General features: G+C 63.5%; 10 protein-coding genes. 5 read left to right on the forward strand and 5 right to left on the reverse strand.

Annotation, left to right across the window (positions count from 1 at the left end; genetic code table 11):
* The first annotated feature begins 311 nt into the window (after positions 1-311).
* From ACIQTS_RS03430 to ACIQTS_RS03440, 3 genes are read left to right on the forward strand one after another with little or no spacing between them, the layout of a single operon-like run.
* Positions 312-1,721 (forward strand): MFS transporter, encoded by a 1,410-nt coding sequence (locus ACIQTS_RS03430; protein WP_133834109.1) that lies wholly within the window; start codon positions 312-314, stop codon positions 1,719-1,721.
* 1 nt (position 1,722) lies between these two features.
* Entirely contained in the window at positions 1,723-3,858 is a 2,136-nt protein-coding gene (locus tag ACIQTS_RS03435) for a molybdopterin oxidoreductase family protein (protein WP_402471256.1), read from the forward strand.
* Positions 3,855-5,348: an FAD-dependent oxidoreductase gene (locus ACIQTS_RS03440; RefSeq protein ID WP_402471259.1), complete on the forward strand. Its 1,494-nt coding sequence runs from the start codon at positions 3,855-3,857 to the stop codon at positions 5,346-5,348. The genes ACIQTS_RS03435 and ACIQTS_RS03440 overlap by 4 nt, the downstream gene beginning before the upstream one ends.
* A gap of 260 nt (positions 5,349-5,608) precedes the next feature.
* On the opposite strand, the gene nirD is transcribed toward ACIQTS_RS03440, so the two are convergent.
* Positions 5,609-5,986 (reverse strand): nitrite reductase small subunit NirD, encoded by a 378-nt coding sequence (nirD, locus tag ACIQTS_RS03445; RefSeq protein WP_105662151.1) that lies wholly within the window; start codon positions 5,984-5,986, stop codon positions 5,609-5,611.
* 358 nt (positions 5,987-6,344) lie between these two features.
* Between nirD and nirB the strand changes: the two genes are divergently transcribed.
* Positions 6,345-8,960: a nitrite reductase large subunit NirB gene (nirB, locus tag ACIQTS_RS03450; RefSeq protein WP_402471262.1), complete on the forward strand. Its 2,616-nt coding sequence runs from the start codon at positions 6,345-6,347 to the stop codon at positions 8,958-8,960.
* Positions 8,961-8,982: 22 nt separating this feature from the next.
* On the opposite strand, the gene ACIQTS_RS03455 is transcribed toward nirB, so the two are convergent.
* A complete protein-coding gene (locus ACIQTS_RS03455) occupies positions 8,983-9,972 on the reverse strand; it encodes an aldo/keto reductase (RefSeq protein ID WP_402471264.1) in 990 nt (329 codons plus the stop codon).
* Between the two features lie 133 nt (positions 9,973-10,105).
* On the opposite strand from ACIQTS_RS03455, the gene ACIQTS_RS03460 reads away from it, so the two are divergent.
* Positions 10,106-10,996 (forward strand): SPFH domain-containing protein, encoded by an 891-nt coding sequence (locus tag ACIQTS_RS03460; protein WP_105656190.1) that lies wholly within the window; start codon positions 10,106-10,108, stop codon positions 10,994-10,996.
* 73 nt (positions 10,997-11,069) lie between these two features.
* Here the strand turns inward: ACIQTS_RS03460 and ACIQTS_RS03465 are convergent, their stop codons facing one another.
* The 3 genes from ACIQTS_RS03465 to fdhD all read right to left on the reverse strand — a co-directional run bounded on the left by ACIQTS_RS03465 (position 11,070) and on the right by fdhD (position 15,916).
* Complete coding sequence (locus tag ACIQTS_RS03465) at positions 11,070-12,551, reverse strand: nucleobase:cation symporter-2 family protein (RefSeq protein WP_105656189.1); 1,482 nt, start codon at positions 12,549-12,551, stop codon at positions 11,070-11,072.
* Positions 12,552-12,709: 158 nt separating this feature from the next.
* Positions 12,710-15,031 carry an FdhF/YdeP family oxidoreductase gene (locus ACIQTS_RS03470; protein ID WP_365942740.1) on the reverse strand — a complete coding sequence of 774 codons (2,322 nt, stop codon included), beginning with the start codon at positions 15,029-15,031 and terminating at the stop codon, positions 12,710-12,712.
* A 57-nt stretch (positions 15,032-15,088) separates the two neighbouring features.
* The gene (gene fdhD, locus ACIQTS_RS03475; RefSeq protein ID WP_402471267.1) at positions 15,089-15,916 is read right to left on the reverse strand and encodes a formate dehydrogenase accessory sulfurtransferase FdhD; all 828 of its coding nucleotides are present in this window, start codon (positions 15,914-15,916) and stop codon (positions 15,089-15,091) included.
* Positions 15,917-15,948: the final 32 nt, after the last annotated feature.

Here is a 15,948-nt window from a genome sequence, read left to right on the forward strand (position 1 = left end):
TGCCCGCCATAGACAGCTACGAGATTATCAGCGGATTGTGACGCACGCAACACTTCTTTTGAAATCTCTTTTTCGCATCATGAACAAAAACTTGCCGTCTTGCCGCTCATCCCCTCTCCCACTTGCAGCGATCCGACGGGACTGGCCCTCCCTCCAGCACCGCGAATCCCGAAGCTGGATCGTTGCCCCGGGGCTCGGGTTTCCAACACATTACAGCCGCCTATCGGCGCACCGATCCGGCGGGTGAATTTAAGTTCCCTTCGGCGCAACAACCTGAGCACCTAGGCGAAATACCTCTTTGAGAAGCTCAGATGCATCAAGTGCTAGAGAAGGGATCGGATAACGTGAGCGCACAGCTAGAAGCATCTGACACATCGCAGGCACTGCAAGTGCAACCGGGACGCTGGGTCAGCAATTGGACCCCGGAGGATCCAGAATTCTGGAAGCGCACCGGATCTGCGGTAGCCAGCCAAAACCTCAAGTGGTCCATCTTCGCCGAGTTCCTCGGATTCAGCGTTTGGCAGCTTTTCGCCATTGTCGTGGTCTATCTTCCAGTAGCGGGATTCAGCTACAGCACCACGCAGCTGTTCTGGCTGATCTCCATCCCGAGCCTCGTCGGTGCCACACTGCGCATCCCCTACACGTTCATGGTGGCCCGTTTCGGCGGGCGCAACTGGACGGTCATTTCCGCGCTGCTCCTGCTGATTCCGGCCGGCGGCATTTCCCTGGCCCTGGCTGATCCGTCCACGCCATTCTGGGTCATGCTCAGCCTTGCGGCGCTGACCGGCTTCGGCGGCGGAAACTTCGCTTCCTCGATGGCTAATATCACCTATTTCTACCCCGCTTCCCGCAAGGGATGGGCGTTGGGCCTCAACGCCGCCGGCGGCAACCTCGGCGCGGCGGTCGCCCAGCTGCTTGTACCGGTCATTGTCACGGTCTTCGCCGCCGGGGCGTTGCAGCTACCGCTGGCAGGGATGCTCTGGATCCCGTTGATTCTGCTCTCCGCATGGGGTGCCTGGAAATACATGCACAACCTGTCATCGGCCCGCTCAGATATCCGCGGCGCCATTGCCTGCCTGAAGGTAAAGCACCTGTGGATCATCTCCGCACTGTATGTGGGAACCTTCGGCTCCTTCATTGGATTCTCGGCAGTATTCCCCAAGCTGATCGTTGACACCTTCCCCGAATACGCGGCCTTGCCGTTGGGCACCGCAACCATCACCCTGGCCTTCCTCGGCCCGCTGGTCGCTTCCCTGGCGCGTCCGTACGGTGGCAAGATCGCTGACAAACTCGGTGGCGCACGCATCACGGTGGCGACCTTCGGAGCCATGGCCTTGATTACCGCTGCGCTGGTGCTCAGCCTGCCACGGGCCAACTTCTGGATGTTTCTATTCCTGTTCTTGCTGCTCTTCACCGCAAGCGGCATCGGCAATGGCTCGACCTACCGCATGATCCCGGCAGTCTTTGCCCTGAGCGACGAGGGAAAACAGGCAAGCCAGGTGGATTCTTCGCGCAAGGCAGCCGCCGCCCTCGGTTTGATCTCGGCCATTGGCGCCTACGGCGGCTTCCTGATTCCCCAGGCCTTGGGACTGTCCGTATCCAGCACCGGCGCCTACACCACGGCGTTCATCATCTTCATCGCGGTCTACCTGCTGCTCATGGCCACCGCATGGTTCGCCTATGCACGCTCAGGCACCCGTTTCGCCCAGCACGGAGTCTAGGATGACCGACACTCATTGCCCCTATTGCGCCCTGCAGTGCGGCATCACCTTGGAAGCCAACCAGCAGGATCACGGCACCGAACCGGTGAGCCTGAAGGGACGGGACTTCGAGACCAATGGCGGGGCCCTGTGCCGCAAAGGCTATAGCGCCGCCACGCTGCTCGATCACCCAGAACGCCTGCAATCACCCCTGCTCCGCCAGCCCGATGGAAGCTTTGCCCCGGTTAGCTGGGAGCATGCGCTGGATCTGGTTGCCGAAAAGGCGCTGGGCATCCGAGCCGAATCCGGAGCCGACGCACTCGCGGTCTTCGGTTCCGGTTCGCTGACCAATGAAAAGGCCTACCAGCTGGGCAAGTTCGCGCGGCTGGCCCTAGGTACCTCGCGGATCGACTACAACGGACGGTTCTGCATGTCCTCGGCAGCCGCCGGCACCAACCGCGCCTTCGGCTTGGACCGGGGATTGCCTTTCCCGCTGGCTGATCTGGATTCGGCCGGGATGATCCTGATGCTCGGTTCCAATGTGGCCGATACCATGCCGCCCTTTGTCCGGCATCTGGCCGGAGCCCGTGAGAACGGCGGGCTGATCGTGGTTGATCCTCGCCGTTCTGCAACAGCCAAGCTCTGCGCCGATAATGCTGGCTGGCACCTGCAGCCGACCCCGGCCACCGACCTACCGCTGCTGCTGGGCTTGGCCCACGTGCTGGTGGCCGAGTCCCTGGCCGATACCAGCTACTTGGCCGCCCGCACCAACGGTTTCGATGCAGTGAAAGCCTCCTTGGCCAGCTGGTGGCCAGAACGCACCGCCCAGGTCACCGGTGTTCCTGCCGAGCAGATCCGGCGCACCGCCCGGGCCCTGGCCCAGGCGGCCAGCGAAGCGAAGGCCGGCGGCAAGCCCGTCTACATCCTCACCGGCCGCGGCATCGAGCAGCATTCCAACGGCACCGATACGGTCACCGCCGCGATCAACCTCGCGCTGCTGCTCGGCTTGCCCGGAACCCTGGCCGGCGGCTACGGCACCATCACCGGCCAGGGCAACGGGCAGGGCGGTCGGGAACACGGGCAAAAGTGCGACCAGCTTCCCGGCTACCGCAAGATCACCGACCCGGAACACCGTGCACAGGTTGCCCGCGTCTGGGGCGTTGCCCCAGAAACCATTCCCGGTCCCGGGCTTCCCGCCGTTGAACTCCTTGACGCGCTAGGTACCCCCACCGGTCCGCGCATGCTGATGGTCCACGGGGCCAACCCGGTGATCTCCGCACCCGATGCGTCGCGCGTGATCCACGCACTGTCCAGGCTGGATTTCCTGGTGGTCTGCGACTTCTTCCTCTCGGAGACTGCAGCCCGAGCGGACCTGGTCTTGCCGGTGCTGCAATGGGCTGAAGAAGAAGGCAGCATGACCAACTTGGAGGGGCGGATCCTGCGCCGCCGCGCTGCCTTGGCGGCACCGGAACATGCGCGCGGCGAACTGTGGATCCTCGCCCAGCTCGCCCAGCGGCTGGATGCTCCCGGCCACTTCTCCCCCGATCCGGGGGAAGTTTTCGAAGAACTCAAAGAAGCGTCAGCCGGTGGCCTGGCGGACTACTCGGGGGTGAGCTGGGATGACCTCGATGCCGGGGCGGTCATCTACTGGCCGTGCCCTGCAGGCACCGAAGTGAAGGCCGAGCGCGGCATCCGCAATGGAACCCCTCGGCTATTCCTTGACGGTTTTGCGCATGCGGATCGGCGTGCAGTGCTGGTGCCAGTTGCTTTCCAACCGGAACCCCGGAAGAACAACGCGGCCGTGTCCCTGGTGACCGGCCGGCTGCTGGAGCACTACCAGTCTGGCGCCCAGACGCGCCGGGTCCCCGAGCTGGCCCAGGCCGCTCCGGAACCGCTGCTGGAAATCCATCCGGCCACAGCCCTAGCCCACCAGATTGCCCAAGGACAAAAGGTCGTGATCAGCAATGAACGCGGGGAAGTCACCGCCCGCGCGCTGCTGACCGCTGATGCCCGGCTGGACACGGTCTTCCTGCCCTTCCACTACCCGGATTCCGGTACCGCAAACCTGCTGACCGAGGCGAAGGTCGACCCGCACAGCAAGATGCCGGAATTCAAGCACGCCCATGTTTCGCTGAGCGCTGTGAAAGAGGAACAATGAACGAGCAACGCCCGCAACGCATTATCATCATTGGCTTCGGCCCCGTCGCCGCGTCCCTTGTCGAAGGGCTGCTCCCGGCAACGGCGGCCGGCCACTGCGCCATCACCATCATCAGCGCCGAAGACCACCTGGCCTACAACCGTGTGCTGCTCGCTGAACTGGCAGCGGGAGCCGCCGAGTTCGAACACCTGGGCATGGTGGATCCGCAGCGCTTGGCCGATGCCGGAGTCGACGTGCGCTTGGGCGTGCAGGCTACCGGCATCGATCGCTCACGGCGCCGGATCCATCTGGGCGGCAATGACTATGTGTCCTACGACCGGCTTGTGTTCGCCACCGGCGCCCGGGCGGTGATCCCCACGCTCAACGGCCTGAATTTCGATCCGCACGCTGATGCTTCACTGCCAGCCGGAGTCTTCGCCCTGCGCACGGTGGATGACGCCCACCAGCTGCGCAAATCAATCGATCTTGGCCAGCGCATTTTGATTCTCGGCGGCGGAGTTCTGGGTATCGAGGCGGCCTTGGCCATTGCGCGCACCGGCGCGCAACCGGTGCTGGTGCATCATGGTCCGGCTCCCTTGGGACGCGTCGTGGATGCGGATGGAGGGGCGCTGCTGACACGTAATCTGCGTGAAGCGGGTGTCGAGGTGATCCCCGGTGCGAAGGCCAGTGGCATTCAGAAGGATGCACAGGGTTTCACCGGCCTGATGACTTCCACCCACGGACTGATCCAGGCTGATGCCCTGCTCATTTCCACGGGTGTGAGAGCCAGAACAGAGCTGGCCTCGGGCTGCGGATTACCGGTGGGCCGCGGTATTAAGACTGATGAATTCCTTTGCGCCGATACCGAGCAGCGAATTTTCGCCGTCGGTGACTGTGCCGAAGTTGCAGGACAGCCACCGGTCGGATTGCTGGCCCCGGGCTGGGCCCAAGCCGCATGGTTGTCCCAGCAATTGTTGCGGCTGACTGGTTCTGGGGCATCCGATCCGTTTGTTGCCCCGGACTTCTCTGCTTCTGATGTATTGATGTTCAAGGGGCAAGGCATCGAGCTGACCGCCGCCGGCGATATCAGCGCCGGTTATTGGGACGATACCGATCTGCAGGCAACAATCTATGCGGACCCTGCGCGCGGACGCTATCTGAAGATCGTCACCCGGCAGGATACGGTCACCGGATTCCTGGCCATGGGATTGCCGCAAACCAGTGCCGAACTCGTGCTGGCGTATGAACGGGCCACCGCCTTGCCTGAAGACCGCTCCAACCTGTTGCGGCTGGATGATCCGGCAACGGATCAAATCGCTGCTATCCCCAGCGATGATGATCAGCTGTGCCGCTGTTCGGGCGCTACCTACGGCCAGGTAGCCCATGCTGTAGGCGCTGGTTGCACCACCGTCGCCGAGGTCGGCGAGAACTGCCGTGCGGGCACCGGATGCGGCGGGTGCAAAGCGAAGATCGAAGAGTTGCTGGCCAAGGCGCCTGCTCTGGCGCAATGACTCCAATGGGCAGTCGGCTCCCAGCGAGCTGGCCGCCTTTGCCTATGCCCGGCCGGAACGCAAAGACGCAGGGACGAAAGCCATGAGCTTTCGTCCCTGCGTTTGGATGATGATGCGAGTTGCCTTATTCTTGCACGCCACCGCTGGAAAACGCGATAGCCGGAGCTAATTGGTTGCAAGCGAATCCGTCTCGTCGTTCAGTTCGTACCAGCCTTGCCAGGCCGAATGCTCTACGTTCAGGCTGCGATCTGATCTGATACTCATTTGCTCTGCTCCATCCATAGCTGTCCCTCGATTTCCATGAGCCGCTGCACTGGCAGCGGCAGCGAATCGGCGTTCAGGCATTCGCCGGTATCCAGTCGGTACACTTCCTTGTGCAGCGGGCAGGCAACGGTGGCCACGCTGGTTCCTTCGACCATGGTGTCGCCCAGAATGCCGCGGGCCATGACCTTCGCGCCGCTGTTCGGGCAGTGATGCGAGGTTGCGTAGAAGGCATCTTCTTCGGTACGGAACAGGGCTAGCTGTGTGGCCTCAAGCCACAGCGCTTCTCCCCACCCACGCTCCAGCTCTGCACTGCGGCAAAGCGGAGCCAAGCTCAAAGTAGCTTCACGGGTGTCTTCTGCAATTTGCGTGCTCATGAACGTAAGCCCTTCGTGGTTGGCATCTGCTGACATACCGAGCTTAGAAGCCGCATGTTTCGCCCGATGCTTCCAGCCGTTGCCAGTCCGTAAAGCATGCCTAACAGCAAAAATGGGCACCGTGAATCCTGGATTCTCCCGGAAATCCGCTGGTTTATCATGTCCTTTTCCCTTTGCACAGCGATTGCCCATTGCGAATGATTCGAATATGTTTCAGCCGCTTCACCCGGCTTTCGTCTGATGGTGGAGAGAATTGCTCCGGCCGAAACACAAGGGTAATTGCGGCGCAAAGCATGCTTTCTACAGTGGACTCATCAGCCTGAAACTCACCGTTTCCCAGCGAAAGTCGAAATTGATCATGGGTACTCCACACAATGCACGCCACATCCTGGTTATCGGCGGCGGTCCCGCAGCCCACCGCTTCACCGAAGCCCTGGCCAGCCGCGGACCGCAGGATCTGAGCATCACGGTATTGACCGAAGAAACCCACCTTCCCTATGATCGCGTGGCGCTCTCCCAGGCGTTAACCAACCCCGGAGTCGATCTCACCCTCGGCGATCCGAAGCTCTGGGAAGCCGAGCATGTCACCTTGGAAACCAACGCCAAGGCCATCGCTATCGACAGCACCAAGCGCACGGTCACCACGGAAGACGGACGCATCTTCAGCTACGACGAATTGGTGCTGGCCACCGGTTCCAACGCGGCCACGTTGCCCATTGCCGGCAACGAGCACACCTTTGTGTACCGCACGCTGGAAGATGTCTGGTCCATCGCGCAGAAGGTCAAGGAACTTTCAGCTTCCCTGGACCGCACCCCGGTGGTAGCTACCATCGGTGGCGGGCTGCTCGGTTTGGAAGCTGCCGCGGGTGCCCAAGCACTGGGTGCGGAGGCAGTAGTCATTGATGGCGGCAAATGGCTGATGGGCACCCAGCTGGATGAAGGCGCTGGCCAGGCCATGGGCCGGCTCATCGAGCAAACCGGATTCACCGTCCACAACGGCGTTTTCCCGCAAGAAATCCTGACCAGCCAGGAGTCTGGCAGCACGGCTGTCACCGGCGTGCTGATGGCTGATGAACGCACCATCGATGCGGATATGGTGGTCGTTTCGATCGGTGTTCGTCCCCGCGATGAGCTGATCCGCAATTACAACGCGGCCCTTGACGAAGCAGGCAGCCCGGCACCCCGTTTCGGCATGGGCCCCCGCGGCGGCGTGGTCATCGACGCGCATTGCGCCACCGATATCGAGCACATCTGGGCTATCGGCGAGGTCGCGAACTACGACGGTTTCTGCATCGGCCTGGTCGCTCCGGCCAACGCCATGGCGGAAATCGTGGCCGAACAGCTGGCCGGGGGCGAAGCCGAATTCGCCGGCTTCGACACCGCCACCAAGCTCAAGCTCTCCGGTGTGGACGTGGCCAGCTTCGGCGATGGCTTCGCCCGCGCCGAGGGGGCGCTGGAAGTGGTCTATGCCGATGCCCCGCGTGGCCTGTACCAGAAGCTCGTGGTCTCCTCCGATGCCAAGACACTGCTCGGCGGCATTTTCGTTGGCGATGCCACCCCGTACCAGTCGTTGCGCCCGCTGCTCGGCCGGGAACTGCCCGGCGAGCCGGGAGCGTACCTCAGCGCCCTGGGCGGCGAGGCCCCAGAAGGCGAACTGCCCGATGATGCGGTGCTGTGCTCCTGCAATTCGGTCACCGCCGGCACCATCCGCGATGCCGTCTCGGGTTGCGGCTGCTTCGAGGGCGAAGCGCCGGTCACCACCGTCTCCGGGCTGAAGGGGTGCACCCGTGCCGGCACCCAGTGCGGGTCATGCGTGCCGATGCTCAAGAAGCTCATGGAAGCGCAGATGCTCAAGGACGGCGCGGAAGTGTCCACCGCCCTATGCGAGCATATTTCCTTCTCCCGTCCGGAACTCTACGAAGCCATCCGCGTGGCCGGGTTGCAGGCCTTCGGCGAGGTGATGGAACGTTTCGGCAGCGGCCAGGGCTGCGATATCTGCAAGCCGGTGATCGCCAATATCCTCTCCTCGCAGACCAGCGCCCACCCGATGGATGCAGGTCTTGCCGGCGCCCAGGACACCAACGACCGCGTGCTGGCCAATATGCAGAAGGACGGCACCTATTCGGTGGTGCCGCGCATCCCGGGCGGGGAGATCACCCCCGAGAAGCTCGGCGTGATTGCCGCGGTGGCGCAGAAATACGGCCTGTACACCAAGCTCACCGGCGGCCTGCGCATCGACATGTTCGGCGCCCGCTTGGAGCAGCTGCCCGAGATCTGGCGTGAGCTGGTGGACGCCGGCTTCGAATCGGGCCAGGCCTACGGCAAGTCGTTGCGCAATGTGAAGACCTGCGTCGGTTCATCCTGGTGCCGATACGGCATGCTCGATTCCACCGCGCTGGGCATCGAAATGGAGCTGCGCTACCGGGGCCTGCGGGCACCGCACAAGCTGAAGATGGGCGTTTCGGGCTGTGCCCGCGAGTGCGCCGAGGCCCGCGCCAAGGACATCGGCGTGATCGCCACCACCGATGGCTGGAACCTGTATGTGGGCGGCAACGGTGGCGCCAACCCGGCCCATGCCCAACTGCTGGCCGGCGGGCTGGATGATCAAACGCTGATCAAGTACATCGACCGCTACCTGATGTACTACATCCGCACCGCTGACAAGCTGCAGCGCACCGCGCATTGGCTGCAGGACCTGGATGGCGGATTGGAACGGGCCAAGCAGGTGGTGATCGAGGATTCGCTGGGCCTGGCCGACGAGTTGGAAGCGGCCATGGAAACCCACGTGGCCAACTACGAGGACGAGTGGGCCGCTACCTTGGCCGACCCGGTGAAGCTCAAGCGCTTCCGTTCCTTCGTGAACACCGCCGCACCGGATACCGAGCTGGAATATGTTTCCGAGCGGGGACAGCAGCGCCCCGCCGAGCCGGTGGCACTAGGTGCCAGCATCCCGGTCGGGGCGCCGCAAGGCTAGGAACGGCATCCCACCCGTGCTGCTACCAGCGCGGGTGGATCTGTTCGCGCAGCTTGGCGTCGTAGAGATCGCGGACCGAGGCGTTGAATCCCTCGGAAATCTGCAGCGAACCGGCGGCCGCGTTGGCGCGGGCCTGCTGCGCATTGCGGGCTCCGGGGATGATGGTGCTCACCCCGTCCTGGGCGGCCAGCCAAGCCAAAGCCACCTGGGCACTGGTGGCTTCGGGCGCCTCGGCGGCAGCCAGCTTGGCGAACTCGCCAGCGGCTTGAAGACCGGTGGCGTAGTCCACGCCGGAGAAGGTCTCCCCGACGTCGAAGGAGGAGCCGTCGCGGTTGAAGTTGCGGTGGTCGTCCTTGGCGAACTCGGTCTGCAGGGTGTAGCGGTTGGTCAGCAATCCGCTGGCCAGCGGCACCCGGGCGATGATCCCCACCCCTGCCTCTCGGGCTGCCGGAAGCACGGTTTCCAGCGGCTTGTGGCGGAAGGCGTTGATGATGATCTGCACGGTGGCAATGTTCGGGCGGGCAATAGCCGCCAGCGCCTCGTCCACGGTTTCCACCGAAACGCCGTAGTTGGCCATCCGGCCTTCATCCACCATGGTGTCCAGCGCATCGTAGATCGCATCGGTGGAGTACACCGGGGTTGGCGGGCAGTGCAGTTGGACCAGGTCCAGGGTGTCCACGCCCAGATTCTCGCGGGAGCGGTCATTCCACGCGCGGAAGGCATCCAGGTTGTAGTTCTCCGGCAGCTGCTCGACACGGCGGCCCATTTTGGTGGCCACGGTGACCCCGGCATCCGGGTTGGCCTTCAGCCAAGTGCCGATCAGCTGCTCGCTGCGGCCATCGCCGTAGACATCGGCGGTGTCGAAGAAGCTCACGCCGGCTTCATAGGCGGCATCGAGTACGGCTAGAGCGTCGGTCTCGTCTACCGAGCCCCAGTCAGCGCCTAGTTGCCAGGTGCCCAGGCCAATGGCCGACACGTTGCGGTGGGTACGTCCAAGTTCTCGTTTTTGCATGCCTCCGAGTCTAGCGCCCGAAGTGCCTATTTCCGGTCGATGGCAGATCATTCTGCTGTGTTGCGGTGTCTGAATTTGTTCTCAATTATCTAAACGATAGAATATAAATTACCGTCACACCATCGAGGAGATCATGTTCCCCACTATTCTTGCGGTCATTTGCGCCGTCGTAGGATTGCTCGTCATGCTTGCCAGCAAATCCATGAAGCCAGAAAACAAGAACCGCTCTTCCACGCGCTTCACCGGAATCAGCATCTTCATCGTCTCGCTGATCGTGCTGGCCATCATGTCCACCACCATCGTGCAGCCACGCACTGTAGGCGTGAAGGTCGCGCTGGGCAAGCCGACCTCCGTGGTGAGCAACGGCTTCCACCTGAAGTGGCCATGGGAAAAGGTCGAGAAGCTGGATGGCTCGGTGCAGAACGACGTCTACTCCGCCAGCAGCGCCATCCCGGTTCGCCTGGGCAACAACGGCCGAGCCGACGTTGACGCCTCGATCCAGTGGCAGCTGAAGACCGACGATGCGATGGACGTGTTCCTGGATTACCGCACCTTCGAGGGCATCCAGTCCAACCTCGTCGACCGCAACTTCCGCGCCGCTTTGAACGAGGTCATGGCCACCTATGATCCGCTGGAATACGGCGAACCGGCCAGCGGCGGCCAGGACCTGGAAGGCCTGGCGAAGTCCGTCCAGGAAAAGATGCAGGCCAAGGTCAAGACCCAGATCGAGATCCGCTCGGTTACCTTGCCGATCATCAACTTCGACGAGCCGACGCAGAACCGCATCAACGAACTGCAGGCGGAAACCGCCAAAACCCGCGTGGCCCAGCAGCGCAAGCAGACCAGCACCGCTGAAGCCGAAGCCAATAAGATCCTGGAACGCTCGCTGACTCCGGAAACCTTGACGTCCAAGTGCCTGGATATCGTCGCCGAATCCGGCCAGAGCCCTATCGGCTGCTTCCCGAATTCAGGGGTCCAGCCCATCACCATGACCGGTGACAAGCAGAAGGACTCCAACCAGTAGCAGCCTTCACGCCAAACGCCCCAGTTCACGCTTGTGAACTGGGGCATTTCGCTATTCGGATTCGGAGTTGCCGCTAGCCCTGCGGCATCGGACGATCACCGGCGTGGCCTGGCTGCTCCGAGATGACCTGGATTTCCAGGCCCTTCGAGTCGTACAGCTTGCCATCGATCAGGCGGTCGCCGTCTTCAAGGCCGGCCAGCTGGTACTTGTAGACGGTGCGCAGCGACGTTTCCTTCTTGCCCCAGTTCAGCTCGTTGAAGATGATGTTCAGCAGCACCGCCATGATGGTTGCCGAGGAGATGCTGGACTGGAAGATGGTGCCAACCCAGGCAGGGAATTCGGCGTAGAAGTCGGGCTTGACCATGGGAATGCAGCCGAAGGCCAGCGAGGTCGCGATGATCAGCATGTTCATGTTGTCATCCTTGGCCTTGGCCAAGGTGCGGATGCCTGCGGCCGCTACCGAGCCGAACAGCACCACGCCGGCCCCGCCCAGCACCGGGGAGGGGATGGAGGCGACCACGCGGCCAAGCACTGGCAGCAGGCCGAGGACCACCAGGATGCCGCCACCGGCGGCCACCACGAAGCGGCTCTTCACACCGGTAATGGCCACCAGCCCGACGTTCTGCGCGAAGGCCGACTGGGTGAAGGTGTTGAAGATCGGGGCGACGGTGGAGGAGAGCATGTCGGCGCGCAGGCCGTTGGCGATGCGCCGCGAATCCACCTTGGATCCGGTCACCTCGGCCACGGCGAGCATGTCTGCGGTGGTTTCGGTATAGGTCACCAGGATGACGATCATCATCGAGATGATGGCGCCGATCTCGAAGACCGGGGCGCCGAAGGCGAACGGAGTGGGAACCGCGAAAATGTCGCCGGTGAGCACCTGCGAGAAATCGGCCATGCCCATGAACACTGCCACCAGGGTGCCCAACGCAATGGACAGCAGGATGGACAGCCGCGAGAGCGCAGGGATGCCGGACTTGGACAGCGCCAGCAGGATCAGCAGGGTAATGGCGGCCAGGGCGATGTTCTTGATCGAGCCATAGGAATCCCCTGCGCCCGCCCCGCCCATGGCCCAGTCGGCGGTGACCGGGAAGAGCGAGACGCCGATAATCGTAATCACCACGCCGGTGACCACCGGCGGGAAGAAGCGCAGCAGCTTGGCGAAGAACGGGGCAATGACGATGCCTATGGCGCCCGAGGCGAGCACCGCGCCGAAGACTGCCGGCATGCCTCCCCCGCCGTTGAGGATGGCGATCATGGTGGCCACCCCGGAGAAGGACGTGCCCTGGACCAGCGGCAGCTGGGCGCCGAAGAATGGCACGCCCAGGGTTTGCAGGATGGTGGCCAGGCCGCCGATGAACAGGCAGCTGGCGACGAGCACGCCCATTTCGGCCGTGTCCATTCCCGCAGCCCCGCCCATCACCAGCGGCGGAGCGATGATGCCGCCGTACATGGTCAGCACATGCTGGAAACCGTAGGCCACGGTTTTCGGCGCGGGCAGGCGTTCGTCTTCGGGTCTGATGCTCTCAGCGGATTGGCTGCGGGCAGCACTCATGGGGAATTTCCTCTTCGGTGGACTGCGGATTGGCGCACCCCATGCGTTCGGGATGCGCCCCGCCGTCAATTCTCCCGCACAAGCCTGCCAGGTTGACAGCTGGTGAAGCGCAAATGGCTGCGAGGTGCATTACGTCAAGCGCTTAGCACTGCTCCAGGTCAGCTATCCAGCGTGCGTCCGGGCTGCTGGGTGTGCTCGACGAAACGCACCATCATCGCCTTGAAACCCGGCGTATTGGACTCGCGGGCCACCAGATCGCGGTGTACCAGCGCGTTGGCCTCCGGGTAGTAGGCCGCCACGCAGCCCTTGGCCGTCGGGTAGGACACCAGGCGGAAACGGTTGGCACGGCGCTCGGAGCCGGCGAAGGTGGAGATCACGTCCACCAGGTCCCGGTCGCTGTACCCGGTCTCGGCCAGGTCCTCCGGGTTGATCAGGATGACCCGGCGGCCGTCCTTGATCCCGCGGTAGCGGTCATCGAGCCCGTAGAAGGTGGTGTTGTACTGGTCGTGGCTGCGCATGGTCTGCAGGATCAGGTGGCCTTCGGGAGCTTCCAGCGCTTCAAAGTCCGACACGGTGAAGCGGCCTTTGCCGATGTCCGTGGCGAAGGAGCGGGTATCGCGCGGCGGATTGGGCAGCACGAAGCCGTTCTTCTCCCGCACCCGGGTGTTGAAGTCCTCGAAGCCGGGCAGCACCTTCTCGATGTGGTCGCGGATCACGTCGTAGTCCTCGGCCATGGCACGCCAGTTGACCGGGTGCCCATCGCCCAGGATGGCCTGGGCCATGCGGGCAACGATGACCGGCTCGGCCAGCAGGTGCTCGGAGACCGGGGTGAGCCGGCCGCGGGTGGACTTGATCACCGACATGGAGTCCTCCACCGAAAGGAACTGCGCACCGGTGGGGTGCTTGTCGTCCTTGTCGGTGCGGCCCAGGGTCGGCAGGATCAGCGAGGTCTTGCCGTGCACCACATGCGAGCGGTTGGGCTTGGTGGAGATGTGCACGGTCAGCTTGGCACGCTGCATGCCCGCCTCCAGCGCTTCGGTGTCCGAGTTGGCCAGGGCGAAGTTGCCGCCCATGGAGACGAACACGTCCACTTCGTCCTTCTCGAAGGCATGCAGGGCCTCGGTGGAATCGTAGCCGTGGGCGCGCGGGGATTCGATGCCGAATTCGGCATCCAGCGCTTCGAGCAGCTGCTCGCCGGGCTTCTCCCAGATGCCCATGGTGCGATCGCCCTGCACATTGGAGTGCCCGCGCACCGGGCAGGCGCCAGCGCCTGGCTTGCCGAAGTTGCCCTGCAAAAGCAGCAGGTTGATGATTTCCTTCAGCGTCGGCACCGAGTGCGGCTGCTGGGTCAAGCCCAGCGCCCAGCAGATGATGGTGGCCTTGGACTTGGCCAGCAGCATCGCGATCTCGGTGATCTGGGTGCGGGTCAGGCCGGTGGCTTCCTCGGTAGCTTCCCAATCCAAGGTGGCGCGCGCGGCTTGGTAGGCCTCGAACCCGTCGGTGACCCCGGCGATGAACTCGTGGTCCACCACGGTGCCCGGATGCTTCTTCTCTTCTTCGAGCAGCAGGTGGCCGAAGGCCTGGAACAGGGCCAGGTCGCCGCCGACCTTGATCTGCAGGAAGTCGCTGGAAATCGGGTCGGCCTTGCCCAGCATGCCGCCCACGGTCTGCGGGTCCTTGAACCCGAAGAAGCCTGCCTCCGGCAGCGGGTTCACGGCAACGATGCGGGCGCCGCGCTTGCGCGCATCGGCCAGCGCGGAGAGCATGCGCGGATGGTTGGTGCCGGGGTTCTGGCCCACCACGAAGATCAGGTCCGCATGATCGAAGTCTTCCAATGACACGGTGCCCTTGCCGATGCCGATGGTCGGGTTCAGCGCGCTGCCCGAGGATTCGTGGCACATGTTCGAGCAGTCGGGCAGGTTGTTGGTGCCCAGCGAGCGGGCGAGCAGCTGGTACATGAACGCGGTCTCGTTCGCGGTGCGCCCGGAGGTGTAGAACACGCACTTGTCCGGGGTGGTCGCGTTCACGTGCTCGGCGATGGTCGAGAAGGCCTGCGCCCAGCTGATCGGGGAGTAATGGGTCTCCCCCTCGCGAATGATCATCGGAGCGGTGATCCGGCCCTGCGAGCCCAGCCAGTATTCGGTCTTGTCGCGCAGGTCCTCGATGGAGTGCTGCGCAAACCACTCCGGGGTGACGGTGCGGGCGCTGGCTTCCTCGGCGATGGCCTTGGCGCCGTTCTCGCAGAACTCGGCGGGCTTGCGCTTGCCGGTGATGGATTCAGGCCACGCGCAGCCCGGGCAGTCGAAGCCGTCGTGCTGGTTGACGCGCAGCATCGAACGCAGCGTACGCGACGGGCCGGCTTCGGCGAAGCCGCGCTCCATGGATACCATCACGGCCTTGAGGCCGGCGGCGGCGTGCTTGGGTTCGCTGACCTTCAGTTCATCTTCGTTGATGTCCTTTTTGGGTGCCGAACGATGCATGAGACCCTCCTATTGGTAGCGCGGCCGGTACTGATATCCAGCTCACATATTACAAGGCTACGCCCTGATCACCCGATCCGCATGTGTATAAATGTTCACGCTGTGCCTGCGGGAAAAAGCGGCCAGCGTCAGACCCGATTCCTCGGCCAGGTCAGCGGCCAGCGACGAGGGCGCACTGACCGCTGCGAGCACCGGAATTCCAGCCATCGCGGCCTTCTGCACCAGCTCGAAGGAGGCGCGTCCGGAGACCTGCAGGACGGTGTCGCCCAGCGGCAGCAACCCGTCGCGCAGGGCCGCTCCGATGACCTTGTCCACCGCATTATGACGCCCGACGTCTTCGCGCAGGATCAGCAATTCCCCGGCGGTGGAGAACAACCCGGCCGCGTGCACTCCCCCGGTAGCGGAGAACAGCTGCTGCGATTCGCGCAAGGTGTCAGGCATGCCCAGCAGCGTTTCCAGCCCAACCCGCCCCGATTCCGGGGAGGGTACGAAGGCGGCTTTCTTGCGCACTTCGTCAATGGAGTTGGTGCCGCAGATCCCGCATGCTGAACTGGTGACCACATTGCGGGCAGCCAGGAGATCAGGATGCTTCGCCCCCGCGCCCAGCTGCACCTCGATGACGTTATAGGTCTGGTTGCCTGCTTCATCGGTGCCGGCGCAGTAGCGCAGGGAGGCCAGATGCTCGGGCGCGGAAATGATTCCCTCGCCCACCAGGAATCCGGTGACCATGTCGAAGTCGTCGCCCGGGGTGCGCATGGAGGTGGTGTAGGAGGTATGGCCGAAGCGGATCTCCAGCGGCTCCTCGCCGGCCAGCTTTTCCTCGCGGACGCGGGAGCCCTCCAGCGTTGCCCTGACCACGCGGCGGCGCACGATCTTGCGACCCATTTAAACGCTCCTTGTGCTACATCTTGCGGCTT

The sequence above is a fragment of the Glutamicibacter sp. NPDC090743 genome (assembly GCF_044769125.1).
Taxonomy (GTDB): domain Bacteria; phylum Actinomycetota; class Actinomycetes; order Actinomycetales; family Micrococcaceae; genus Glutamicibacter.

What these genes read in the sequence shown, in the direction of transcription:
- ACIQTS_RS03430 (WP_133834109.1), top strand. Translation starts at nt 312, where the DNA reads ATGCATCAAGTGCTAGAGAAGGGATCGGATAACGTGAGCGCACAGCTA.
- ACIQTS_RS03435 (WP_402471256.1), top strand. Translation starts at nt 1,723, where the DNA reads ATGACCGACACTCATTGCCCCTATTGCGCCCTGCAGTGCGGCATCACC.
- ACIQTS_RS03440 (WP_402471259.1), top strand. Translation starts at nt 3,855, where the DNA reads ATGAACGAGCAACGCCCGCAACGCATTATCATCATTGGCTTCGGCCCC.
- nirD (WP_105662151.1), bottom strand. Translation starts at nt 5,986, where the DNA reads ATGAGCACGCAAATTGCAGAAGACACCCGTGAAGCTACTTTGAGCTTG.
- nirB (WP_402471262.1), top strand. Translation starts at nt 6,345, where the DNA reads ATGGGTACTCCACACAATGCACGCCACATCCTGGTTATCGGCGGCGGT.
- ACIQTS_RS03455 (WP_402471264.1), bottom strand. Translation starts at nt 9,972, where the DNA reads ATGCAAAAACGAGAACTTGGACGTACCCACCGCAACGTGTCGGCCATT.
- ACIQTS_RS03460 (WP_105656190.1), top strand. Translation starts at nt 10,106, where the DNA reads ATGTTCCCCACTATTCTTGCGGTCATTTGCGCCGTCGTAGGATTGCTC.
- ACIQTS_RS03465 (WP_105656189.1), bottom strand. Translation starts at nt 12,551, where the DNA reads ATGAGTGCTGCCCGCAGCCAATCCGCTGAGAGCATCAGACCCGAAGAC.
- ACIQTS_RS03470 (WP_365942740.1), bottom strand. Translation starts at nt 15,031, where the DNA reads ATGCATCGTTCGGCACCCAAAAAGGACATCAACGAAGATGAACTGAAG.
- fdhD (WP_402471267.1), bottom strand. Translation starts at nt 15,916, where the DNA reads ATGGGTCGCAAGATCGTGCGCCGCCGCGTGGTCAGGGCAACGCTGGAG.